The sequence below is a fragment of the Saccharopolyspora thermophila genome (assembly GCF_014646075.1).
GTDB lineage: Bacteria > Actinomycetota > Actinomycetes > Mycobacteriales > Pseudonocardiaceae > Saccharopolyspora > Saccharopolyspora thermophila.
In genome coordinates this window covers 61,564-83,371 of sequence record NZ_BMMT01000019.1, presented here as the reverse complement: position 1 = coordinate 83,371, position 21,808 = coordinate 61,564, and the positions used below count along the sequence as shown (strand labels likewise).

Genomic DNA, 21,808 nt, shown 5'->3' with positions numbered 1-21,808 from the left:
CCATTGTGGACATGTCGGCGGTACCGGTGCGGCCGGCGGGCCACGGCCGGGTCAGCCCGTCGCGGACCCGGGAGTCAGGCTGAGCAGCACCGGGCCGGCGGGGGCGGCGACCAGGTCCTCGATCGTGATCGGGTCCAGCGCGGCGTAGAAGGCTTGCTGGGCGGCGGCGAGCGCGGACCGCAGTCGGCACGCGGCGCGCAGCGGGCAGGGCTGGGCGCCATCGCACGCGACCACGTCCCCGACTCCTTCGAGCTCGCGGACCAGCCAACCGACCGAGGTGCCGCGGCTGGCCGGGTTCAGGGCCAGCCCGCCGTGGCGGCCGCGCCGCGCCTCGATCACGCCGAGGTGGCGTAGCCGCGTGACCGCCTTGGCGGCATGGCTGTGCGGAACGCCGACGGCGTCGGCGACCTCGCGGGTCGTCACGGCTGCGTCCTCGCCCAGCACGGCCAGCCGCATGGTGATCCGCAACGCCACGTCGGTGCCCTGGGTCAATCGCACGACCGCGACCATAGGCAACGCGAATAACGAACTCCACTTTTCGGTGCATGGTCTGTGTCACGACGGCCTGCGAGCCGGGCATCAGGCGCGGGCCGCCCGGCACCGGGGACCCCGCAGGCAACAGGGCCTGATCGACGCGGTCACGGGGATCGTGCTGACCCGGCAACCCCGGCACGGAGTGGCGTGCTTCAGACGCTGCGCAGCACCGACACGACGATGCCCAGAATCACGGCGTGGTCGCCGTCGATGACCTCGTAGGCCGGGTTGCGCGGCTCGAGCAGGACGTGGCCGTTGCGGCAGCGGTACACCTTGACGGTGGCCTCGTCGTCGATCATCGCGGCGACGATCTGCCCCGAGTGGGCCTCGGACTGCTGGCGCACCACCACGATGTCGCCGTCGCAGATCGCGGCGTCGATCATCGAGTCGCCGCGCACCCGCAGCCCGAACACCCGACCGCGACCGGTGAGTTCGCGGGGCAGGTTGAGGACGTCGTCGACGTGCTCCTCGGCGGTGATGGGCGTTCCGGCGGCGATGTCGCCGATCACGGGCACGGTCACCGAGTACTCGGCGGGCTCCGGCCTGGTGGGCCGCAGGAACGGGCGCACGTCGATTGGCCGGGACACCGCGGTGCCGCGCCGCAGAAAGCCCTTCTCCTCCAGGCTCGCCAGGTGCTTCGACACCGACGACGACGATGTCAGACCGACCGCCTCGCCGATCTCGCGGGTGCTGGGCGAGTACCCGTACCGGTTCACCCAGTCCCGGATCGCGGCCAGGATGCGCTGCTGGCGCAGCGGCAGGGACGAGGGGTCCAGGTGCTCGAACCGGTCGAGCTCGTCGTAGGCGGTCACCCGCGGAATGGTAGCCGGACGTGAGTCCGTCCCGACCGGGGTAATCCGGGTGGGGTGATGCGCAAGGCGAGAACTCGGGAGGGCGCGCCATGACCAGCAGCCAGCAGGACCAGTCCGTGACCTGGCCCGGCCTTGCGGTGGAGGAATGGGCCGACACCCGCGACACGCTGCACATGTGGATGCAGCTCGTCGGCAAGATCCGGCTGGCGCAGGCTCCGATGGTCAACCACTGGTGGCAGGTGCCGCTGTACGTCACCCCGCGAGGGCTGTCCACCTCGGCGATCCCGCACGGCGCACGCCTGTTCGACATGGAATTCGACTTCCTCGACCACCGGCTCCACCTGCGCTCCAGCAACGGTGACCGGCGGCACGTGGACCTGGAACCGAAGTCGGTGGCCGCGTTCTACGGCGAAACCATGGCCGCGCTCGCCGAACTCGATCTCGACGTCTCCATCCACGCGCGCCCGGTGGAGGTCGAACGCGCGATCCCCTTCGCCGACGACACCGAGCACGCCTCCTACGACCCGGACAGCGTCCACCGGTTCTGGCGGCAGCTGGTGGCCGCGCACCGGGTGATAAGCCGGTTCCGGGGCCGGTTCATCGGCAAGGCCAGCCCCGTGCACTTCTTCTGGGGAGCGATGGACCTGGCCTGCACCAGGTTCTCCGGTCGCACCGCGCCACGGCACCCCGGGGGCGCGCCGAACTGCGGTGACTGGGTCATGGTCGAGGCGTATTCGCACGCGCTGTCCAGCTGCGGTTTCTGGCCCGGTGGCAGCAGCGAGGGCACCTTCTACTCGTACGCCTACCCCGAACCCGCTGGGTACGCCGAGCACCCCGTGCGACCGGCGGAGGCAAGGTACAGCACCGATCTCGGTGAGTTCGTGCTGCCCTACGCGGCCGTGCGCACCTCAGGCGATCCCGAGGGAACACTGCTGGAATTCCTGCAGACGACCTACGAGGCCGCCGCCGAGGCCGGTGGTTGGGACCGAGAGGCGCTCGAGGACCACACCCGACCGGTGCGCGGCTGAACGCGAAACCCCGCGGAAGCGTCGGATACCTGTGCCGCCACGACCATCTGGGGCCTCAGCCGTCGGGCCGCCGCAGGCGGGCCAGCGCGGGAGCGCTGGAGTGGGGGAGCACCGCGGACGGCTCCGCGCCCTGCTCCACGGTGACCTCCACGTCGTCGGCGAAGCGGTACGGGCGGTGGTCGATCACCCGGCCGATCTGCTTACGCAGCCGGGACATCTCGGCCCGCACCGTGATCGTGCGGCTCGGGTCGCCGAAGAGGTCCGCGGCAAGCTCGGCGGCCGTCCGGCCCGCCGGGTGCCGGGCCAGGACGAACAGGATCTCGGCGTGCCGGGGGCTCAGGGAGTGCGTCCACACACCGCTGTCCTGGTGCAGCGTCAGACGCGGGCGCGTCGGGTGCCGCACGTCGAGCACGGCGCGCACCGGCGACGGGCTCTCGCCTTCCGCCGGCCGCACCAGGAAACCACCCGGCAGCGGTTCAACCGCGCACAGGCCGAGCGTGGGCAGCCACACCTGGTGGTCGCCGGGCTCGTCGGGCAGCAGCACGCGCTCGACCGGGGACAGTCCGACCGACGCGGCGACCCACCCGTGCGGGTCGGTGACCAGCGCGCGCCCGTCGATCCGCGCCAGCAGCGGCGCGGCGATCCCGCGCAGCCGGTCCAGTTCGGCCAGGTGCTCCTGTCGCTGCTGGGACTCCGCCAGGCGTGCCACCGCGTCCACCAGCGCCAGCGTGCTGGGGTGCGCGGTGGCGGCCGGGCCGCTGACGTCGACCGCGCCGAGCACCCAGCCGGTGCGGACGTCGCGGATCGGAGCGGCCGAGCAGGTCCACGGGTGGTGCGTCTGGACGTAGTGCTCCGTGGAGTACACCTGCAGCGGACGGCGCGCGACCAGCGCGGTGCCGATCGCGTTCGTGCCGACCACGCTCTCGGCCCACGTCGCGCCCTCGGCGAAGCCGAGCCGGTCGGCCTGCCGGCGGACGGTGCGGCTGCCCTCGCGCCAGAGCACCCGCCCGTCCGCGTCGGTGATCACCATGATGTGGGCGGCCTTGTCGGCGATGCCCACCAGGCCGCGGCGCAGCGTCGCCAGCGCGCTTTCGGTGAGACCGCAGGTGGCCCTGCGGTGTTCCACCTCGTCCGGGCCGAGCGACGGCGCCGCCGCCCCGCGGTCCGGGTCGACGCCGTGGTCGCGGGCGCGCCACCAGGACTCCTCGATCACCCGCCGCGGCGCGGTGCCCGGCCGCCGACCGGCCAGGGCGGCCTCACGGGCACGGGCCAGCACCCTGGCGTACTCGCGCAGATCCGTGCCCGCAGGCAGCGCAACGTCGAGCTGATCGGTCCGCACACGGCACTCCCGGAGGTCATCGGCGTTGAAGACCGCGACCGCCCGCGGCGGCGGACGGCGGGATCCACGAGCACCCTCCATCTTGCGGCGGCGCGCACCGCGGCACAGCCACCGGCCGTGACTTGACCGATCGAGCTCACCCGCCCAGCACCGACTCGATGGCCTGCCTGGTGGCCGCCGGGTTCTCCATGTGCACCATGTGCCCGGCGTCCTCGACGACGCGGAAGGCCACGTCGTCGCCGAACACCTCGGGTGCCGCGACGGGGATGACCTGGTCCCGGCGGCCCCACACCACCGCCGTGGGGGCGGAGACCTCCGCCAGCAGCGGCCGGGCGTCGATGGCCTGCTCGTCCCCGGCCAGCAGCGTGCCCAGCAGGGTCTTCAGCGCTTCCTGGACACCGTCGATGCGCTTGAACTTCAGCAGGTCGTCCACCAGCTGCCGGGTCACCTGCGACTCGTCGGCGAACAGCTGCCGCAGGTGCGGCCGGAGCTCGCGACGCGTGCTGGCCTCGACGAAGCCCCGCAGGTACCCGGCGTTCACCTCCGGACCGAATCCCGCGGGCGCGACGAGCGTCAGCGACCGCACCCGATCCGGTGCCGCAGCCGCCGCGGCGGTGATCACCGCGCCACCCAGCGAGTGGCCGACCAGGTGCGCGCGTTCGATCCCGAGCGCGTCGAGGAAACCGGTGACCGCACCGGCGAGCGTGCGCAGGCTCCCGTCGCCGACGTCCTTGCTGGACGCGCCATGACCAGGCAGGTCGAGCGCGTGCACGGTGCGGCCGTCCGCGAGCGGCTCCTGGACGAACAGCCAGGAGTTCTTGTCCCCGCCGAACCCGTGCACCAGCACGACGACGTCCGCGCCGTCACCGAGCGTCGCGTAGGACAGCGTGCGCCCGCCGACCTCCGCTTCCGCGACCACCGGGCCCGCCGCGGTTTCCACCGCACCGGATTCCAGCTGCTCGCGCGCCTGCGCGACCGCCGCGTCGATCTCGGCGTCCGGGACCTCCGCCGGCGCGATGACCGCGATCGTCCCGCCCACCGGCGCGGCCGACCCGGCCGGGACGACGATCCCGCGCAGCACGCCCTGCTCCTCGGACTCCAGCGTCCCGGCGATCTTCTCGGTGTCGATCTCCGCCAGCTCGGTGCCGGGCGTGACGGGATCGCCCTCGGCGACCAGCCACTCGGTGATCGTCCCGCTGGTCATCGACAGCCCCCACTTGGGCATCGTGACGTGTCGGATCCGCTCGTCGGCCATGCTCAGCGCTCCCAACTCGTGACCTTCTTGACCGCGTTGACCACCCGCTGCGCGTCCGGGATGTAGAGGCTCTCCAGGGCGTCGCTGAACGGCACCGGGGTGTGCGGCGCGGTGACCATCTCGATCGGCGCGCGCAGCGACCCGAACGCCTCGCGCGCCACGAGCGCGGAGACGTCCGCGGCGAGGTTGCAGCGCGGGGTGGCCTCGTCCACGACCACCAGGCGGCCGGTGCTCTCGACGCTCTCCAGGATGCTGTCGGTGTCCAGGGGGCTGGTGGTGCGCGGGTCCACGATGTCGCACTCCACACCGGACCGGGCGAGCTCGTCGGCGGCCTCCTGCGCGACCGCCACCATCCGGCCGAACGCGACGAGCGTGACGTCCCCGCCCTCGCGCACGATGTTCGCCTCCCCGAACGGGATCGCGTACGGCTCCTCGGGAACGTCGCCGACCACGTCGTACATCGCCTTGTGCTCGCAGAAGATCACCGGGTCGTCATCCCGGATGGCCTGGATCATCAAACCCTTCGCCTCGTACGGCGAGGACGGCAGCACGACCTTCAGTCCGGGGATGTGGGTGAACAGCGGGTACAGGGCCTGGGAGTGCTGTGCGGCGGCGTTGAGCCCCGCGCCGTACATGGTGCGGATGACCACCGGGGTGACCGCCTTGCCGCCGAACATGTAGCGGAACTTCGCGGCCTGGTTGAAGATCTGGTCGAAGCATACGCCGAGGAAGTCGATGAACATCAGTTCCGCGACCGGCCGCATGCCGCGCGTCGCGGCCCCGATCGCCGCGCCGATGAACGCCGACTCGCTGATCGGCGTGTCCAGCACGCGTCCCGGGAACCGGTCGTAGAGCCCCTTGGTGACGCCGAGGACGCCGCCCCAGGCATCCCGTTCCCCGGGGGCGCCCTCGCCACCCGCGTTGTCCTCGCCGAGCACGATCACGCTGCTGTCGCGCTCCATCTCCTGCACGAGCGCCTCGTTGATCGCTTCCCGGTAGCTGATGCTGCGCGCCATGAGAACCTTCCCGTGTCAGTAGGAGATGTAGACGTCGGTTTCCAGGTCGTCCGGGCTCGGTTTCGGCGCGTCGAGCGCCTCGGCCACGGACTGCTCGATCAGCGCGGCGACCTCGCGGTCCACCTCGTCCAGCTGCGCGTCGGTGAGCTGTCCCGCGGCGGTGACCCGGGCGCGGAACGTCTTGAGGCAGTCCCGGTCCTGCTGCGCGCGGGCCACCTCGTCGCCCCGGTAGGTCTGCTGGTCGCCCTCGAAGTGCCCGTAGTAGCGGGTGAACTTGACCTCGATCAGCGTCGGGCCACCCCCGCTGCGGGCGCGTTCTACCGCCTCGCCGGCCACCTCGTGCACGGCGAAGAAGTCGAACCCGTCGACGATGACCCCCGGCATGCCGAACCCGGCCGCCCGGTCGGCGATGTTGTCCGCGGCGATTGACCAGCTGCTCGCGGTCGTCTCGGCGTAGCCGTTGTTCTCTGCGACGAAGATCGCCGGGAGGTTCCAGACGGAGGCCAGGTTCAGCGCCTCCAGCGTGGTGCCCTGGTTGCTGGCGCCGTCGCCGAAGAACGCGACGCCGACACCGCCGGTGCCCTGCAGCTTGGCGGCCAGCGCGGTGCCGCAGATCAGCGGCGGACCGCCGCCGACGATGCCGTTGGCACCGAGCATGCCCTTGCTGAGGTCGGCGATGTGCATCGAGCCGCCCTTGCCGCGGCAGGACCCGGTGCGGCGGCCGTAGATCTCGGCCATCATCTCGCGCACGTCGACGCCCTTGGCGATACAGTGCCCGTGCCCGCGGTGGGTGCTGGCGATCGAGTCGCGCTCGTCGAGGTGCAGGCACACGCCGGTGGCGGAGGCTTCCTCCCCGGCGTAGAGGTGGACGAACCCCGGGATGTCGCCTTTCGCGAACTCCTGGTGCACCCGGTCCTCGAAGGCACGGATCGTGCGCATGGTGCGGTAGGCCGCAAGCAGGCCGGTCTCGTCCAGTGCACCGACTGGTTTTTCGGAGACCGCTTCGGTCATGGCTTTCCTCCGTTGTGCGGTGCGACGCGCCACGAAGTGACCCCGGTGGCGCTTTCGGGGACAGTGGGGGAGCCGCGGAGCAGGCCGTCCCGCGCGGCGGTGGCGAGCACGGCCCGGACGTCGAGCACGCGGGGGCCGCGGTCGGACAGCGTCACGGTGACCGGGTCGCGGAACTCGAACTCGCGTTCCCCGTCGAGCGCGACCGTGCCGGCGGAAACGTCGCTGGTGTGCGGTTGTCCCGGCGGGAGCGTCTCGAAGGCCGCGACCTCGACGGCGGTGAGCTTGCCCGGTGCGAGGGGCGCGAGCACGGAATCCCGCGTGGGTTCCCCGGCGGCGAAGCGGACGGCGACCCCGTGCGGCTCGTCGCGGGCGGTCGGCAGGAGCTGGCCGGCGATGCTGGACAGGCCGATCGCGTGCGGTTCGGCGAACGTGCAGTAGAGCTCGCGGAGGCTGTCGGCCCGCCACAGCGCGCGTGCGCCGACGTGGTCGGTCACGGACACGCACACGTCGACCAGGGCGATCTCGCTGATCGGGCCGCAGTCGACCCGGAGCACCTTCGCGCGGCGCGTCGCGTCCCGGGCGTCGACCCGCCCTACGGCGACCAGCGCCGCGGCGGCCCCGGCGACCGTCGCCTCCCACATCTGCGGGAAGGCGTTGTTGGTGCCGGTGCTCAGCGGCAGCAGCGGAGTGTCGCCCAGCTCGCCCGCCGCGGCGCGAACGGTGCCGTCGCCGCCCAGCACGACGATCAGCGCGGCGCCGTCGGCCCGCATCCGCCGCACCAGGGCCCGGGTGTCCTCGGCGGTGCCGGTGACGGGGTCGAGCTCGCAGAACACGAGTTCGGGCAACGGGCCGGACCCGGCGGCCGCGTGCTGCCGGATCGCCCGCAGCACCCCGGCGGCCACCCCGAACTCGTCGGTGGACAGCAGCACCCGGTCGACGCCGAGCGCGCCCGCCGCGGCCACGATCCGCAGCACCATGTTCGCCTTCTCGGCGTTGGGGAAGACCGAGGCGTGCGCCACGAGCCGCCGGATGTCCCGGCCGGACATCGGATTGGCGATCACCCCGATCGCCGAGCCATCCGCCCGGGGTGGGCGGCCATTGCCCGAGAACTGCGCCACGCCTGCCTCCTACCCAGTGCCCGCGGTGCGTGAGCCAGGTCACGCCACGGCTACCCACAGCAGACGCCTGCGATCCCCGTCGAGCAAGAGTTGCACGAGGTTGCAACCCGGACCGGGCGACCCGATCGGCTCATCGGCTCCGCCGCGTCGATCCCGGTGCGTCCCTGGTCGCGCGGCCCGAACACCAGGGACGTGACCAGCGTCGATCGCGCCAAGGCCCGCTCCCTGCGTCCTGCGCAGGGAGCGGGCCTACGGGGGTGGTGGGTGTCAGAAGGTGATGCAGGGGTTGCCGATGATCTGCTGGTTGTCCATGCGCTTGACCCAGCCGCACACCCGGATGCCCTTGGCGTAGGTTGCCCCGATGCTGAACTGGTGGACGCAGTTGCTGCCGTCACCGGAGCCGCCGCAGATCTTCTCGTGCGTCTTGGTCGGTCCGGTCTCGGCGTAGTAGCCGAACTGGTACTCGGCGGGCCCCTGGACGCCACCGATTCCCTGGACCGTCGCCTTGTTCACCTTGTAGCCCGAGCCGAAGAGGATGAGACAGACGTTGTCGGCGCACTTCTGCTTGTCGAGGGCGTGCACCTCGTCTGCCGTCGCGGCGGGCGCGACGAGCCCGGTGAGGGCCGCGGCCGCGGCAATCGCCCCCAGCAGGTTCCTGACCCGTGCCATGGTGTGAGTCTCCTTGCGAATGCGGGAATCTCGTCGAACACGAACCGTCGGCCCGAGTCCGCGAGGTCTGGACCGGCGCAACGTACAGACGGGGTTGATCAGCGGTCATCGAACGAAAGTAGGAGTGCCGCGCCGGATGCTCGAACTCGCCAAAGTGGTGACCGCCGCCGTCCGATGTGGTATCGCGAAAAGCCGCCCGCGGTCGGGTGTCGCCGTCCTGTTCTTTGTGGAGACGAACGATCCGGGAGCCTGGTCGCTGTTCGCACGGTTTCGCGAGTGCCGCGACCGTGTCTCTCCTCTTCTCGCGCACCCCGGGAAGCCGCCCGTGGTTCGGCGTGCTCGGTGACCGGACCCGGCGGTGCGCCGTGCGCCGGTGCCCGGGTTCTCGACTGCCGCGCGACGTTCTGCCGCGCGGATTCCCGTGACTCGCCGTTCGCTTCGTCCGCGGGCCCCGGTTTGCGGGTCGCAGTGCTGTGGAACTGTTTTGGAATGCATATTCCGGGGCGATCCGCCGAGGTGGCTGACGCCTGGTCGGAAATGCTCCGGTGAAGCGCCGGGACGGTGGTGGCTGCATGGTTTTCCGCCAACCAGCGGGGCGCTCCATTTCGCTCGGATGAGTGGTGTGGGCAGAACACGTCGCCGGGCGGGACCCTCCTCGTCGTCCCATGCTGTCCCGGCAGCTCCACGGCAGCGGAACCCCCTGCGGAGCGCGGAAAGCAGCAGCTCGCCTCGTTGCTTCGGCAAAGAGCAGCAGGGTGTCGAAACTTGTGTCAATGCGGTGTCAACCGAATTTGAACGGAGCGAGAATTGCGTGCGACGCCGTTCTTTCTGAAAAACGTGGACGTGTGCCGAACATCACGTGTAACTGCTCCGTTCCGGTGCTGCGCGGGTTTTCTGGTTTACCGCCCGGCTCCGCCGGGTGTACGTTCCTGGTTGTCGCACTGGGGCGATGTTCACTGGGGACTGGAAATTCAGGCTTGCCCGCGGGACCCGGCCTTTTCGGGTTCGGTGCGGGTCGGCGTGCGCGCTGCGCGGGCCAGTCTCGCACAAACCGAGATTCAGGAGCGAAATGGTGAAGGATTCCGGGCACATGCCGGTGCTCAACCGAGCCGGTGGCGGACCGGTCATCGCCGCGCCGCCCGCGGTGGGGGAGTTGGAGAACGCCTTCCTGCAGCCGGTGATCGCATCGGGGCGGTGGGGTTTTGACAACCCGGGCGGCCTTCCCCTCGAAGCCGGCCTGGAGCTCGACCCCGCGGTCGCCGAGGCGCTGGGCGTCGAGCAGGCGCGTGCGGCCGCCGAGTTCGCCGCGTACCAGGGGCTCGACCACGCGGTGCCGGTCGCCAACGGCACCCGAGCACTCGTGGTCGCGCTGATGGCGGCGAGTGTCCTGGCGGCGGAGACCGGGAAGCGGGCGTTGGTGCCGGGCGGGAAGGTGCTCGTGGCCGGGCTGACCTGGCAGGCCACGGCGGCCGCGCCGCTGGACCGTCGCCTGGCGCCCGTCCTGGTTGATGTCGATCCCCGCAGCGGCGTCGTCGACGCCGAGACGATCGCGTCAATCCTGGCGGCCGACCACAATGCCGAGATCGTCGCCGTGGTGCTCCCGCACCTGTACTGCCGGATGGTCGACATGCCGCGGATCGCCGAGCTGTGCGAGGAGTTCGGGGTGGTGTCGATCGAGGACTGCGCCCACGCCCACGGAGGCCGGACCGGTGGCCGGGCCGCCGGTGCGATCGCCGACCTCGGCACCTGGTCCTTCCAAGGGTCCAAATCGGTCACCTGCGGTGAGGGCGGCATGGTCACCACGCGCCACGCGGAGCTGGTCGACCAGCTGGTGTCGATCGTGACGTGCGGCCGCGCGGTCGGCCGGTCGCGGCCGTTCCAGGCGGGCAACGAACGGCTCGGCGCGTTGCCGGCGGCGTTGCTGCGCGCCCAGTTGCGTCGCTTCTACCGGGACCAGCTGTCCACCAAGCAGCGGGTGCTGGCGGAGTTCGAAGCGCTGCTCGGCGAACTCGACGGCGTGCGCGCCATGGCGCCGCAACCGCACGTCGACCGGCAGATCACCTACAAGGCGCTCGCCAGCTTCGACCTGGCGAGCTTCGGCCGCCGCGCTCTGCCGGAGCTGGCCGCGGAGTACAGCCGCCTGCTGGGCTGCGAAGTGGCGACGCTGTACGACCCGCTGAACCACAGTGACCTGTACCTGCCGCACACCGATCCCGCGAACCACTGGTCGGCCCGGTTCGCCGCCGCCGTCGACCCGAGCCGGTTCGACCTCCCGGGAGCGCACGAGCTGCGCCGCGGCACCCTCGCCTTCGAGCACGCGGCACTGCTCGACGAGACGTTTCCCGCCCGCTTCCGGCAGGCCACCGAACGGCTGCGGTCCACCACCGCAGCGATGCGATGACGTTCTTTCCGCGCGGGCGCGCGACCGTCGCCGCCCCGATGCCGATGGCCCCACCACCGATGATGAGTGCCAACATGACTTCGAGCGCACTGCGTCCAGCACAGCCCGACACATCCGGGCTCCTGCCGACCGACCGGATCCGCGTGTGCGTCGTGGGCGGATTCTCCGCCGTCGCACCGCGCCACATTGAAGCCACCGTAGCCCACCCGGCGACGGAGCTCGCCGCGCTCGTCGAACCGGACGAGGCCAAGGCCGAGCGGCTGCGGCAGCAGCATCCGGCGATCCCGGTGACCGATCACGTGCCCGCCGCACCGCACGACGCGGGGCTTGCGATCGTGTCCGTCCCGGACAGCGCGCACGCCGAGGTCGTCATCCGGTGTCTCGACCTCGGATGGCACGTCCTGTGCGAAAAACCGCTGACCGACGACGCGGACGTGGCGGCGCAGCTGTTCGACCACGCCGAACGCGCGGGGCGCTACCTCGCGGTCGCCTACCAGCGGCGCTTCATGGTCGACGGCCTGCACCAGCGCATCGCCGACGGGGCCGTCGGGCGGCTGCACTGCATCAACGCCCGCTGGCTGCGCCGCGCCGGTCACCCGGATTCCCGCCGCGGCCTGGTCCGGCGCGGGCACGGCGTCCGCGGAGACCTCATCCCGCACCTGCTGTCGCAGACGCTGTCGTTGCTGGGCCCGGGGCCGCTCACCGTGCAGGCGCGGGACTGGCAGGTCGGCGACAGCTGGTCCACCGAGGACGTCGCGCGGTTGACCGCGCGCAGCGGCCACCAGGTGGAGCTGCAGATCGACGTGGCCTATGACGCGCCGCACCTGGACAAGTCGGACGACTGCTGGCTGGAGTTTCACGGCACGGGCGGGTCGATCCACGCCGAACTGCCCACGCACCAGGACGAGCAGTGGGCGCAGGCGCACCCCCCGATGCTCTACCCGCGCTCCGGCGCCCCGATCGCCCTGCCCGCGTTGCGCAGCACCGCGCAGTGCCACCTGCTGCAACTGGACCATGTCGTGCGGGCGATGGGCCGGGGACCGGCGCCCGCCGAGGAACGGCAGCGGGAACTGGCGCTGGTCCGCACCATGGCCGCCGCCCAGGTTTCGGCGCTGTGGCAGGGCCCGATCATCCCGGTCTGAACACCCCACATCGAGGAGGCGAATGGTGCACGGCCCCATCTGGCGCCAGCCCCCGGTCCTGGCGGCGGCGTCGCTGTTCTTCCTCAACGGGCTCGGGTACGCCGCGCTGGCGTCGCGACTGCCCGAGCTGCGGGCGGCGCTGGGACTGTCGGAACCGCAGCTCGGGCTCGCGCGGACCGGTTTCGTCGCTGGCATCGTCGCGACCATGCTGGTCGCCCCGCAGATCGTCCGGCGGTACCGCGCGCACCGCGTGGCCCCGCTGGCCGCCGGGCTCTACCTGGTGGCCGTCTGCCTCGCCGGAGCGGGAGCCGGGACCGCGTCCTTCGCGCTCTGGCTGCTCGCCGCGGGCGCGCTCAACGCGCTCGTCGACATCGGGCAGAACGTCATCGCCGTCCGGCTCGAGAAGCTCCGGATGAGCACGGTCGGCGGGGCCGCCAACGGCCTGCTGTCCCCGCTGGAGGGGTTGCAGGCGGTGGGAGTGGCCGCCGGGACGGGATTCGGCCTGCTCACCGCGGGGCGGGTCCCCCTCCCGCACAGCTTCGCCGTCCTCGGGGTGGTCGGCGTGCTGGTCGCGGCCATCACCTTCGCGTCCCTGCGCGGCGTCGACACCTCGAACGCAGGTCGCACGCGCCCGAGGCGGGGCGGGTCAGCCGCGCAGCGCGTGAAAGCGGCCTACCCGCCGCGACTGCGGTGGTTGGCGGCGATGAGCTTCTCCGCGCTCCTCCTGGAGGGCGCTCTGACGAACTGGATCGCCGTCCTCGTCGCCGACGCCGGCGTGTCCCTGTTCAGCGCGGGGCTCGGTCTCACGGCCTTCGCCACCGCGCTGTGCCTGGGGCGCCTCTGCTACGGCACCATCGCCCGTCACGTCGACCAGGTCGGGTTCGTCCGGGTCATGGGCGGGTCGGTGGTCGTCGGCACCACCGGCCTGGTGCTGTTCACCTCCGCACCGGAGGTCATGCTGATCTCCGCCGCGGCCGCCGGGTTCGGGTTGGCGAACCTGCACCCGTTCTGCACCGGTGCGGTCGGCCACAGCAGCGCACCCGGTGAGGAGGAGCACCAGCTCGGGCGACTGAACCGCATCGCCTACATCGGTATCGCCTTCGAAGGCGTGCTCGTCGCCGGGCTGACGGCGCTGCTCGGGCTCCCCACGGCGATCGCGGTCGTCGGGTCGCTCGCCGTGATCTTCGTCGTCAAAGCACCGATCTTCAGCACCGAGCACCACTGGGCCGCAATGGCCGCGCAGGCGCGGTGAATCCCGCGATCACGCGCCGGAGAGCTCGACGATCAGCCCTCCGTGGGCGGGCACGAGGACCTGCTGCCGCGGTTCCGCATCGGCATCGGCCGACGGGGCGTCGGCCGACAGCAGCACCCGACCGGGACGCGGCAGGTGCACCACCGCATCGGCCCCGCCGAAGTTGAGCAGCACGGCCACCTCCTGCGCCGCCGTGCTGCGCACATACCCCAGGCACTGGTCGGCGTCGAGGTCGAGGGCACGGAAGTCGCCGCACAGCAGGGCAGGGTTGGTCCGGCGCAACGCGAGCAGCCGCCGGTAGAGGTTGAGCACGGAATCGCCGTCGGCGAGCTGCCGCCGCACGCTGCGTTCCCGGTACTCGTCGGTGACGGGCAGCCACGGTGCCGCGTGGCCGGGGCCGGAGTCGAATCCGCCGTGGGTTTCCGAGGTCCACGGCATCGGCGCCCGCCCCTGGTCCCGGCCCAGCGGATCCAGCCACTTCTCCCGGGGGATCGGGACATCGGCCAGGCCCAGCTCGTCGCCGTAGTACAGCGTCGGCGTGCCGCGCAGGGTCAACAGCAGCATCGCCGCCACGCGCGTGCTCTCCGGACCGTTGCGCGTGGCCAGCCGCGGCCTGTCGTGGTTGGACAGCACGTAGTTCGGCCAGGCGCCAGCGGGCAACGCCGCTTCCTGCTCCTCGATGCTGGTGCGCAACGCCGCCGCGTCCCAGGGTGTCTCCAGGAAGTTGAAGTTGAAGTTGAAGTGTGTTCCGTCGAGGTCGCCGCCGAGGAAGCGGACCCACGAATCCCACGGCATGGCCTCGATCTCGCCGATGGCGATCCGCTCCCGACCGGTGCGGGCGCTGTAGTCGTCGAGCACCGACCGGATCTCGCGGATGTAATCGTGCAGGTCAGCGTGCATCCGGTCGTGCACGTGCCACTGGGTGTCGTAGTCCGGGGCCTGGCGGTCGGTGGGGTTGGGCGCCGCGTCCGCACGCGGCGGGTTGTCGGTGAAGCCGGGGTCCTTGGCGATCATGTGCAGCGCGTCCACCCGGAAGCCGTCCACCCCGCGGTCCAGCCAGAAGCGCAGCACGTCCAGCATCGCCGACCGCAGCTGCGGGCAGCGCCAGTTCAGGTCGGGCTGTGCCCGGTTGTACGAGTGCAGGTACCACTGCCCGGTGGTCTCGTCGAACTCCCACGTGGACCCGCCCTGCTCGCTGGTCCAGTTGCTCGGCGGCCCGCCGTCCGGGCCGGAGTCGGCCCACACGTACCAGTCCCGCTTGGAGTTGGTCCGGCTGGACCGCGATTCGAGGAACCACGGGTGCTGGTCCGAGGTGTGGTTCGGCACGAAGTCGACGATCACTTTCAGGCCGCGCGCGTGCGCCTCGGCGACCAGGACGTCGAAGTCGGCCAGGGTCCCGAAGCACGGGTCGATGTCGCTGTGGTCGCTGATGTCGTAGCCGAAGTCGACCTGTGGCGACCGGTAGAGCGGACCGCACCAGATCGCGTCGACGCCGAGCGTGGTCGCGAGGTAGTCGAGCCTGTCGATGATGCCGCGCAGGTCGCCGATGCCGTCGGAGTTGCCGTCAGCGAAGCTGCGCGGGTAGATCTGGTACACCACGGCGCGGCGCCACCAACCCGCGCTGCCGTCCACGTTGGACTCCCACCCGGTCAAGGTCGTCCCTCCTTCACACGCTGATCGAGGCTTTGGCGAGCACCCCTCCGTCGCAGACGAGGTGCGCGCCGGTGACATAGCTGGACTGCGGACCCAGCAGCCAGACGACGGCGTTCGCGGGTTCCGCAGGGTCGGCCAGGCGGCCGAGGGGGACCTCCGCGCACACCGTCTCCCGCATCGCCGCGCGGTCCTCCTCCGGCACCGCGGCCCACATGAGCGGGGTTTCGGTGGGGCCGGGGACGACGGCGTTGACCCGGATGCCGTGCCGGGCGTAGTCCACCGCGAGCGCGCGAACCAGCGCGGAGACACCGCCCTTGCTCGCGGCGTAGGCGCTGGTTCCGCCCGCCGCGAACCCGGCGAAGGCGGCGGGGGACGAGCACAGCACGACGGACCCGCCGTCGCCCGACTCCAGCATGCGGCCGATCACGGCGCGGGCGATCAGGAAGGATCCGGTGAGGTTGACCTCCAGCACCCGCCGCCAGTCGGCCACCGGCAGCACGTGGGCGAGTCCGCCGATGTCCACGCCTGCGGCGGCCACCAGCCCGGTGGGGGCCTGGTCGAGCTGCCCGACAGCGGCGGTCACCGACGCCTCGTCGGTGACGTCGCAGCGCACCGCGCGGGCGAACGCGGCTCCGGCCGCCCGCGCCTGGTCGGCCACCTCCCGCGCGGCCGGTTCGTCGGTGTCCAGGACCACCACGGATTCGCCCGCCGCCGCCAGCATCAGCGCGGTCTGCCGACCGATTCCCGAAGCGCCGCCGGTGATGACCGTCAATCGCGCAACCATGAACCGTCCTTTTGGTCAGGGCCGGAGCAGCTCCGCCGCGTCGGCGAAGCGGGCGAGCCGGTCCGGGTCGAGGTGGGCGCCGAGGCCGGGTTCGTCGGGGATCGGCAGCATCCCGTCGGCGTCGAGCCGGAACGGCCGCTCGGTGATGTCGTCGATGTAGGGCGAGCCGGTCTTGTACTCGACGAGGTCGGTGTCGGGCAGCGCCGACGCCAGGTGCAGGTCGGCGAGCAGCCCCACCGCGGTGTTCCAGCCGTGCGGAATCAACCGGATGCCGTGCTCGTGGGCCAGCCAGCCGATCCGCCGGCTTTCACTGAGCCCCCCCACCTTGGTCGTGTCGGGCTGGACGATGTCGAACGCGCGGCGCTCCAGGAAGGGGCGGAACGACTGCCGCCGGGTCAGGACCTCACCGCCGGAGATCGGCACGGGCGCCTGGTGTCGCAGCGTGGTGAAGTCCTCCTGCGCGTCGGGGCGCAGCGGTTCCTCGAACCACGCCACCTGGTGGTCGTGCAGCATCGCGGCGGTCCGCAGCGCCCACTTGAGGTCGCCGCGCCAGTAGGCGTCGCTCCCGCCGGCGTCGACCGCCAGCACCGCCTCCGGGCCCACGGCCTCCCGGGCGGCGCGCACGATGTCCTCGTCGAGCCGGGGGCTGACCCTGCCGAACGGTCCCCACCCGATCTTGAAGGCCCGGAAACCCTGCTCCGCCAGGTGCGCCAGGGACTCGGCGAGCCGGGCCGGCTCGTCTATGAGCACCGAGGCGTAGGGGCGTACCCGGTCCCGGTGGCGCCCGCCCAGCAGGCGTCCCACCGGCTGCCCGGTGGCCTGCCCCAGCAGATCCCACAGCGCGATGTCGATCGCGCTGATCGTGTGCGTGAGGGCGCCGCCGCGACCGAGCCAGAAGGTGTGCTGGTGCAGGCTCTCGGTCACCCGCTCGGGTTCCAGCGCGTTCTCCCCGAGGCACAGCGGGGCGAGCACGTCGAGCGCCGCACGGACCAGGTTCTCGCTGGTGAAGGCGCTGCCCACGCCGACCTCCCCGGAGTCGGTGTGCACGGCGACCAACGTGTGCACCACGTCGTCCGGTCGCAGCTCGGCGCTCCACCCTCCTTCGGGGGTGGCGCCCTTGAGCCCGGCCACTCGGATTTCCCTGATCTTCATCGCACCCCCTTGGGTCGATGGTCGATGGTCGACCATATTACAAATGGACGGCCGATCCGGCTATAGTTGTGCCCGTCCGCGCTCGACGAAGGAGCCCGCTGCACCAATGCCCCGGAGCCCCCTGCCCGCCCTACCGTCCACCTCGCGTCGCCACCAGGTCGCCGACGTGCTCCGCGCGGCCATCGTGGACGGCACCCTGCAACCGGGGGAGAAGCTGCGGGAGCGCGACCTCGCGGCGGAACTGAACATCAGCCGGGCGCCGATCCGCGAGGCGCTGCGTCAGCTGGAGCAGGAAGGGCTGGTCGTCTCCTACCCCTACCGCGGAACCGAGGTCCTGGGCATCTCGCAGGAGGAGGTCACCGAGGTCCTCGTGCCCATTCGCCTCACCCTGGAGCGCTTCGCCGTGCGCACGGTGCTGCCGCGGCTGACCGAGGACGACTTCACGCACCTGGCCGGGCTCGTCGACCGCATGGCGGAGCTGGCGGCCGCCGAGGATTATGCCGGGCTCGCCGACGCCGACGTCGAGTTCCACGCGTTCCTCATCACCAGGTCCGGTCACCCGCACTGCCTGCAGCTGTGGAACGTGATCCAGCCCCGGTTGGTCGCCCAGTTCCGCCGCGACGCCCCGGCGCACCCGTCGGTGAAGGCCGTCCCCGAGCAGCACGCGCGCCTGCTCGAGGCGCTGCGGTCGGGGAACGTGGAGCGGGCCTGCGAGGCGGTGGCCGCGCACATCCACGACATGCCGGCCCCCGCCGACCCGGTGTCAACCGTGGACTGATCGGCGCCAATCCGGGCGCGCCCGGCAGAACTTCCGCAATCCGCCGCGCCACGGCGGGTTTTCGCCCGCACAGCCCGATCGCTTCCTCTCGTCCGCGGGCCGCCGACCGAGTGTGCGAAGGGACGCTCTGGTGCTGCGGGGCGCCGTGGCTGCCTCGATGCTGGGCAGCACGAGGCGGTGGGGAGTCCAGGGCGGCCGCTGGGTTCCCCGTCGGCCTGCCGGCTTCCGCGCGGTGAGAGGAACTGACGCCATGGACTCGGTGTTCATCTTCATCTCCGGGGCGATGCTGCTCATCTACAGCGCCGAGAAGCTGATCGGGTACCTCGCGGGGGCGGCGATGAGCCTGCGGATCTCCGCGTTCCTCCTGGCGATCGTCTTCACCGGCATCGAGTTCGACGACATCGTGCTCGGCGTGGCGTTGAACATCGAGGACCTGCAGGACGTCGCGCTCGGCCTGGTGTTCGGGACCGCGATCTCGTTCACCGGCGTCGTGCTCGGGCTCGCCGCCATCCTCGCCCCGGTGGAGGTGCGGGTGCCGCGCGACTACATCGTCCTCTTCGTCGCTTCGCCGCTCGTGCTGACCGCGTTCGTGCTGACCGCTCCGCTGACCGTCGTCGACGGGCTGGTGCTGCTCGGACTCTTCGCGTGCTTCGTGGCCTACGTCGTGGCGCGGGAGTCGCGCCGCCAGACGCCGACGTTCCGCAACGCGGAGCTGTCCGAAGAGGCGATGGACTCGCGGACGGAGCGGTCCTTCCCCGCGGAGGTGCCGTTGGCCCGAGCGCGCGCGCTGCCCGGCTGGGCGAATCTGGGGATGGTGGTCGTGGCGCTCGCCGGCCTCGTCATCGGCGCGGCCACCGTGAGCGTTGGGACCCGGGGCATCCTCGAGGAGTACGGCATCGAGGGCACCATTTTCGGCGCGACCATCGTCACCGCCGTGCTGACCGTCGAGGACGTGTTCCTGACCGCGGAGCCGTTCCGCAAGGGAGTGCCGGCGATCGGGGTCGGCAACGTCATCGGGAGCCTCGTCTTCTCGGTCACCGGCAAGCTCGGTGTCATCCTCCTCGCGGGCGGCGCCATCGTGGTCGGTCCGGAGGTGCTGACGTGGCACCTGCCGGTGCTCATCGTCCTGACCGCACTCGCCGCGTACTTCTTCAGCACGGGGCGGCTGAAGCGGTGGCACGGCTGCGTGCTGCTGGCCCTCTACGCCGTCTACTGGGGCGTCAGCTTCGCCGTGTTCGGGGAAGCGCCGGTGGAGTTGTGACGGCTTCAGTCCGGGAAAGCCTGATCGATGGCGTCGAGGATGCTCCACAGCACCTCGCACTTGAACGACAGTGCCGCGACGGCGCGTTCCTGTTCGTCGGCCGACCGGCAGTGCTCGGTCACGACCTGCAGGGCGTGTTCGGCGTCGCGGGGCGCGCGGACCAGGCGGGTGCGGAAGTAGCGGAGCCCGTCGCGGTCGATCCAGGGGTAGCAGCGCTCGAACGCGGCGAGCCGCTCGGCCATCAGGTCCGGTGCGAACAGCTCGGTCAACGACGACGCCACCGCCTCGACCCAGGGCCGGGTGCGGGCGAACGTGACGTAGGCGTCGACGGCGAAGCGCACGCCGGGCACGAGGTGGCGCTCGTCGCAGACCTCCGCGCGGGTCAGTTCCACCGCCTCGGCCAGGCGCAACCACGCGTCGATGCCGCCCTCGCGATCGGCGGTGCCGTCGTGGTCGAGGATGCGACGCACCCATCGCCGCCGTACGCCGACGTCGGGGCAGTTGCTGAGGATGGCGGCGTCCTTGCGCGGGATGTTCTGCTGGTAGTAGAAGCGGTTGGCCACCCAGCCCTGGATCTGCCGGCGGCTCAGCTGCCCCGCGTTCATCCTGACGTGGAACGGGTGCTGGTCGTGGTAGCGCCGCGACTGGGCACGCAGCGCCGCGACGAAGCCGTCGGTGTCGAGGGGCGTCGTCGTCATGGGTCCAGCCGCACCTCCACCGCTTGTGCGCCCCAGGCGACCGCACGGGCACCGGGAAGCCCCGGCGCCCGTGGATCTGCTAGTCCTCCAACTGCGCGACGTACATCGTCACCTCGGCCGCGCACCCGATGTCCTCGAACTCCGGGGTCTCCCACTCGAGGAGCTCGGCGCGAGCGGTGACAGCGTCCATATCCGGCACCTCCTCTCCGGTTCCCGGGGCTACTCCGGCGCCAACGCGAACGCGAAGAGCGCGTCACCGTGCGGCGCCCCCAGCATCGAGGGCAGGAACCCCTCGACCCAGGCGCCCCACCCGACCGGCACGGCGAGGTACTGCCTGCCGTCGATGCTGTAGGTGGTCGGGCTGCTGTGGTGGCCGCATCCGGTCTGGAACTGCCACAGCAGCTCACCGGTCTCCGCGTCGAACGCGTCGAACTCGCCGGTGGGCTCGCCGGCGAACACCAGGTCACCGCCGGTGGCCAGCACGGAGGCACACATCGGCACGTCGTTGGGGTAGCTCCACACCTGCCGACCGGTCGACGGGTCGAACGCCGCCAGCGCCCCCCGCATGTCGTCGGAGTCCACGGTGACGCTCGCGCCCCAGTAGGGGATGCTCTCCCTGAACTCCCGGCGCCGCCGCGTGACCTTCGCGCCCACGTCCTGTACCGGGACGTAGAACAGCTGGGTCTTCGGGCTGTAGGCCGCGTGCGTCCACTCCTTGCCCCCGGCCGGGCCGGGCCAGAAGTGGACTTCCTTGCCCTCCTCGTCCGGGAACACCTTGGGCGTGATCTTGCCGTTGGGGTCGACCTCGCCCCACGTGATCCGTTCGACGAAGGGAGCCACCCGGACCAGCTCGCCGTTCGTGCGGTCGAGCACGTAGAAGTACCCGTTCTTGTCGAAGTGCGCGAGCAGCTTGCGCCCATCCTGATCGAACAGGATGTTCTCCATCGTGCTGTCGTAGTCCCACAGGTCGTGCGGGTTGTACTGGTAGTGCCAGCGGATCTCGCCGTTGTCCGGGTCCACGGCGATGACGCTGTCGGTGAAGAGGTTGTCGCCCTCGCGCACCCCTCCGTCGAAGTCCGGCGCCGGGTTGCCGGTACCCCAGAACATGAGGTTCAGCTCCGCGTCGTAGGTGCCCGTGACCCAGCAGTTCCCGCCGCCCCGCGTCCAGGCCGGGCCGTCCGGCCACGTCTCGGCCCCGGGCTCGCCGGGCTTCGGCACGGTGTACCGGCGCCAGACGTGCCGTCCGGTCTCCTGGTCGAAGGCGTCGAGGTGGCCGCGGACGCCGAACTCGCCGCCGGAGCTGCCCACCACGACCAGGTCCTTCACCACCAGCGGTGCGACCGTGGCGCTCTCCCCGGCCCGCACGTCACCGTACGTGGCGTCCCAGAGGCAGTTGCCGTTGGTCGCGTCCAGCGCGAGCACATGGGCGTTCAGCGTGACGACGAAGACCTTCCCGTTCGCCACCGCGACTCCGCGGTTGACGTTGCCGCAGCACAGTGTCGTGTCGTAGGGGATCGCGTGCTTGTACCGCCACAGCTCCTGGCCGGTCCGGCCGTCGACGGCCCACACGTAGCCGTCCCAGCCCGAGACGTACATGATGCCGTCCACGACGAGCGGGGCGGCTTCGAACGAGTACGTCGACGGGCCCGCGTGCAGTCCCGCCGCGCCGGACTGGAACACCCACGCGGGTGTGAGGCGCCGCACGGTGTCCCGGTTGATCTGGTCCAGCGAGCTGTACCGCTGCCCGTCATAGGTGCCGTAGTAGGTCAGCCAGTTCTGCGGTTCCTGACGGGCCTGGAGAATGCGGTCGTACGTGACGTCGCGGGCCACCGGCGGCGCGGTGCCGACCACACCACTCAAGGACGCCTGGTTGACGGCCTCCCCCGCATCCACGTATTCCGTCAT

The 21,808-nt window shown here is 71.4% G+C and carries 20 protein-coding genes; 6 read left to right on the top strand and 14 right to left on the bottom strand.

The annotated features are described in order from the left end of the window. Positions 1 to 51: 51 nt before the first annotated feature. Positions 52 to 498, bottom strand: a complete 447-nt coding sequence (locus tag IEY17_RS21970; RefSeq protein ID WP_188990773.1) for an RrF2 family transcriptional regulator — start codon at positions 496 to 498, stop codon at positions 52 to 54. Between the two features lie 188 nt (positions 499 to 686). Further along, the gene (lexA, locus tag IEY17_RS21965; protein WP_188990771.1) at positions 687 to 1,346 is read right to left on the bottom strand and encodes a transcriptional repressor LexA; all 660 of its coding nucleotides are present in this window, start codon (positions 1,344 to 1,346) and stop codon (positions 687 to 689) included. A gap of 89 nt (positions 1,347 to 1,435) precedes the next feature. Between lexA and IEY17_RS21960 the strand changes: the two genes are divergently transcribed. After that, positions 1,436 to 2,374, top strand: coding sequence for a DUF5996 family protein (locus IEY17_RS21960; RefSeq protein WP_188990769.1), 939 nt, complete (start codon positions 1,436 to 1,438; stop codon positions 2,372 to 2,374). A gap of 55 nt (positions 2,375 to 2,429) precedes the next feature. Here the strand turns inward: IEY17_RS21960 and IEY17_RS21955 are convergent, their stop codons facing one another. The 6 genes from IEY17_RS21955 to IEY17_RS21930 all read right to left on the bottom strand — a co-directional run bounded on the left by IEY17_RS21955 (position 2,430) and on the right by IEY17_RS21930 (position 8,782). Beyond that, positions 2,430 to 3,713: a helix-turn-helix domain-containing protein gene (locus IEY17_RS21955; protein ID WP_229680426.1), complete on the bottom strand. Its 1,284-nt coding sequence runs from the start codon at positions 3,711 to 3,713 to the stop codon at positions 2,430 to 2,432. A 136-nt stretch (positions 3,714 to 3,849) separates the two neighbouring features. Continuing rightward, positions 3,850 to 4,983 carry an acetoin dehydrogenase dihydrolipoyllysine-residue acetyltransferase subunit gene (locus tag IEY17_RS21950; RefSeq protein ID WP_229680423.1) on the bottom strand — a complete coding sequence of 378 codons (1,134 nt, stop codon included), beginning with the start codon at positions 4,981 to 4,983 and terminating at the stop codon, positions 3,850 to 3,852. Then, a complete protein-coding gene (locus IEY17_RS21945) occupies positions 4,971 to 5,984 on the bottom strand; it encodes an alpha-ketoacid dehydrogenase subunit beta (protein ID WP_188990765.1) in 1,014 nt (337 codons plus the stop codon). The genes IEY17_RS21950 and IEY17_RS21945 overlap by 13 nt, the downstream gene beginning before the upstream one ends. Positions 5,985 to 5,999: 15 nt before the next feature. After that, complete coding sequence (locus tag IEY17_RS21940) at positions 6,000 to 6,995, bottom strand: thiamine pyrophosphate-dependent dehydrogenase E1 component subunit alpha (protein ID WP_188990763.1); 996 nt, start codon at positions 6,993 to 6,995, stop codon at positions 6,000 to 6,002. After that, the gene (locus IEY17_RS21935) at positions 6,992 to 8,113 is read right to left on the bottom strand and encodes an ATP-NAD kinase family protein (protein WP_229680421.1); all 1,122 of its coding nucleotides are present in this window, start codon (positions 8,111 to 8,113) and stop codon (positions 6,992 to 6,994) included. The genes IEY17_RS21940 and IEY17_RS21935 overlap by 4 nt, the downstream gene beginning before the upstream one ends. Before the next feature lie 267 nt (positions 8,114 to 8,380). Then, positions 8,381 to 8,782 carry a hypothetical protein gene (locus IEY17_RS21930; RefSeq protein ID WP_188990761.1) on the bottom strand — a complete coding sequence of 134 codons (402 nt, stop codon included), beginning with the start codon at positions 8,780 to 8,782 and terminating at the stop codon, positions 8,381 to 8,383. 1,069 nt (positions 8,783 to 9,851) lie between these two features. Between IEY17_RS21930 and IEY17_RS21925 the strand changes: the two genes are divergently transcribed. The 3 genes from IEY17_RS21925 to IEY17_RS21915 all read left to right on the top strand — a co-directional run bounded on the left by IEY17_RS21925 (position 9,852) and on the right by IEY17_RS21915 (position 13,577). Beyond that, complete coding sequence (locus tag IEY17_RS21925; protein WP_188990759.1) at positions 9,852 to 11,183, top strand: DegT/DnrJ/EryC1/StrS family aminotransferase; 1,332 nt, start codon at positions 9,852 to 9,854, stop codon at positions 11,181 to 11,183. A 74-nt stretch (positions 11,184 to 11,257) separates the two neighbouring features. Further along, positions 11,258 to 12,325, top strand: coding sequence for a Gfo/Idh/MocA family protein (locus IEY17_RS21920; protein ID WP_188990756.1), 1,068 nt, complete (start codon positions 11,258 to 11,260; stop codon positions 12,323 to 12,325). Between the two features lie 22 nt (positions 12,326 to 12,347). Then, positions 12,348 to 13,577 (top strand): MFS transporter, encoded by a 1,230-nt coding sequence (locus IEY17_RS21915; protein ID WP_188990754.1) that lies wholly within the window; start codon positions 12,348 to 12,350, stop codon positions 13,575 to 13,577. Between the two features lie 9 nt (positions 13,578 to 13,586). On the opposite strand, the gene IEY17_RS21910 is transcribed toward IEY17_RS21915, so the two are convergent. From IEY17_RS21910 to IEY17_RS21900, 3 genes are read right to left on the bottom strand one after another with little or no spacing between them, the layout of a single operon-like run. Beyond that, positions 13,587 to 15,230: an alpha-amylase family glycosyl hydrolase gene (locus tag IEY17_RS21910; protein ID WP_229680419.1), complete on the bottom strand. Its 1,644-nt coding sequence runs from the start codon at positions 15,228 to 15,230 to the stop codon at positions 13,587 to 13,589. A gap of 13 nt (positions 15,231 to 15,243) precedes the next feature. Next, complete coding sequence (locus IEY17_RS21905; RefSeq protein WP_188990750.1) at positions 15,244 to 16,014, bottom strand: SDR family NAD(P)-dependent oxidoreductase; 771 nt, start codon at positions 16,012 to 16,014, stop codon at positions 15,244 to 15,246. Positions 16,015 to 16,029: 15 nt separating this feature from the next. Next, positions 16,030 to 17,166: a mandelate racemase/muconate lactonizing enzyme family protein gene (locus tag IEY17_RS21900; protein ID WP_188990748.1), complete on the bottom strand. Its 1,137-nt coding sequence runs from the start codon at positions 17,164 to 17,166 to the stop codon at positions 16,030 to 16,032. Positions 17,167 to 17,272: 106 nt separating this feature from the next. Here IEY17_RS21900 and IEY17_RS21895 point away from each other — a divergent pair, with 106 nt between their 5' ends. Beyond that, a complete protein-coding gene (locus tag IEY17_RS21895; RefSeq protein WP_188990746.1) occupies positions 17,273 to 17,944 on the top strand; it encodes a GntR family transcriptional regulator in 672 nt (223 codons plus the stop codon). 250 nt (positions 17,945 to 18,194) lie between these two features. Next, positions 18,195 to 19,205, top strand: a complete 1,011-nt coding sequence (locus IEY17_RS21890) for a sodium:calcium antiporter (protein WP_188990744.1) — start codon at positions 18,195 to 18,197, stop codon at positions 19,203 to 19,205. A 5-nt stretch (positions 19,206 to 19,210) separates the two neighbouring features. Here the strand turns inward: IEY17_RS21890 and pqqC are convergent, their stop codons facing one another. From pqqC to IEY17_RS21875, 3 genes are all read right to left on the bottom strand, one after another. Next, positions 19,211 to 19,903, bottom strand: a complete 693-nt coding sequence (gene pqqC, locus IEY17_RS21885) for a pyrroloquinoline-quinone synthase PqqC (RefSeq protein ID WP_188990742.1) — start codon at positions 19,901 to 19,903, stop codon at positions 19,211 to 19,213. 79 nt (positions 19,904 to 19,982) lie between these two features. After that, a complete protein-coding gene (gene pqqA, locus IEY17_RS21880; RefSeq protein ID WP_188990740.1) occupies positions 19,983 to 20,093 on the bottom strand; it encodes a pyrroloquinoline quinone precursor peptide PqqA in 111 nt (36 codons plus the stop codon). A gap of 29 nt (positions 20,094 to 20,122) precedes the next feature. Further along, a complete protein-coding gene (locus tag IEY17_RS21875) occupies positions 20,123 to 21,808 on the bottom strand; it encodes a PQQ-dependent dehydrogenase, methanol/ethanol family (protein ID WP_188990738.1) in 1,686 nt (561 codons plus the stop codon).

Coding starts and splice junctions, on each gene's coding strand:
- IEY17_RS21945 (WP_188990765.1), bottom strand. CDS start 5,984: ATGGCGCGCAGCATCAGCTACCGGGAAGCGATCAACGAGGCGCTCGTG.
- IEY17_RS21925 (WP_188990759.1), top strand. CDS start 9,852: ATGGTGAAGGATTCCGGGCACATGCCGGTGCTCAACCGAGCCGGTGGC.
- IEY17_RS21915 (WP_188990754.1), top strand. CDS start 12,348: ATGGTGCACGGCCCCATCTGGCGCCAGCCCCCGGTCCTGGCGGCGGCG.
- IEY17_RS21890 (WP_188990744.1), top strand. CDS start 18,195: ATGGACTCGGTGTTCATCTTCATCTCCGGGGCGATGCTGCTCATCTAC.
- IEY17_RS21875 (WP_188990738.1), bottom strand. CDS start 21,808: ATGACGGAATACGTGGATGCGGGGGAGGCCGTCAACCAGGCGTCCTTG.
- IEY17_RS21960 (WP_188990769.1), top strand. CDS start 1,436: ATGACCAGCAGCCAGCAGGACCAGTCCGTGACCTGGCCCGGCCTTGCG.
- pqqC (WP_188990742.1), bottom strand. CDS start 19,903: ATGACGACGACGCCCCTCGACACCGACGGCTTCGTCGCGGCGCTGCGT.
- IEY17_RS21900 (WP_188990748.1), bottom strand. CDS start 17,166: ATGAAGATCAGGGAAATCCGAGTGGCCGGGCTCAAGGGCGCCACCCCC.
- IEY17_RS21905 (WP_188990750.1), bottom strand. CDS start 16,014: ATGGTTGCGCGATTGACGGTCATCACCGGCGGCGCTTCGGGAATCGGT.
- IEY17_RS21940 (WP_188990763.1), bottom strand. CDS start 6,995: ATGACCGAAGCGGTCTCCGAAAAACCAGTCGGTGCACTGGACGAGACC.
- IEY17_RS21895 (WP_188990746.1), top strand. CDS start 17,273: ATGCCCCGGAGCCCCCTGCCCGCCCTACCGTCCACCTCGCGTCGCCAC.
- pqqA (WP_188990740.1), bottom strand. CDS start 20,093: ATGGACGCTGTCACCGCTCGCGCCGAGCTCCTCGAGTGGGAGACCCCG.
- IEY17_RS21920 (WP_188990756.1), top strand. CDS start 11,258: ATGACTTCGAGCGCACTGCGTCCAGCACAGCCCGACACATCCGGGCTC.
- IEY17_RS21930 (WP_188990761.1), bottom strand. CDS start 8,782: ATGGCACGGGTCAGGAACCTGCTGGGGGCGATTGCCGCGGCCGCGGCC.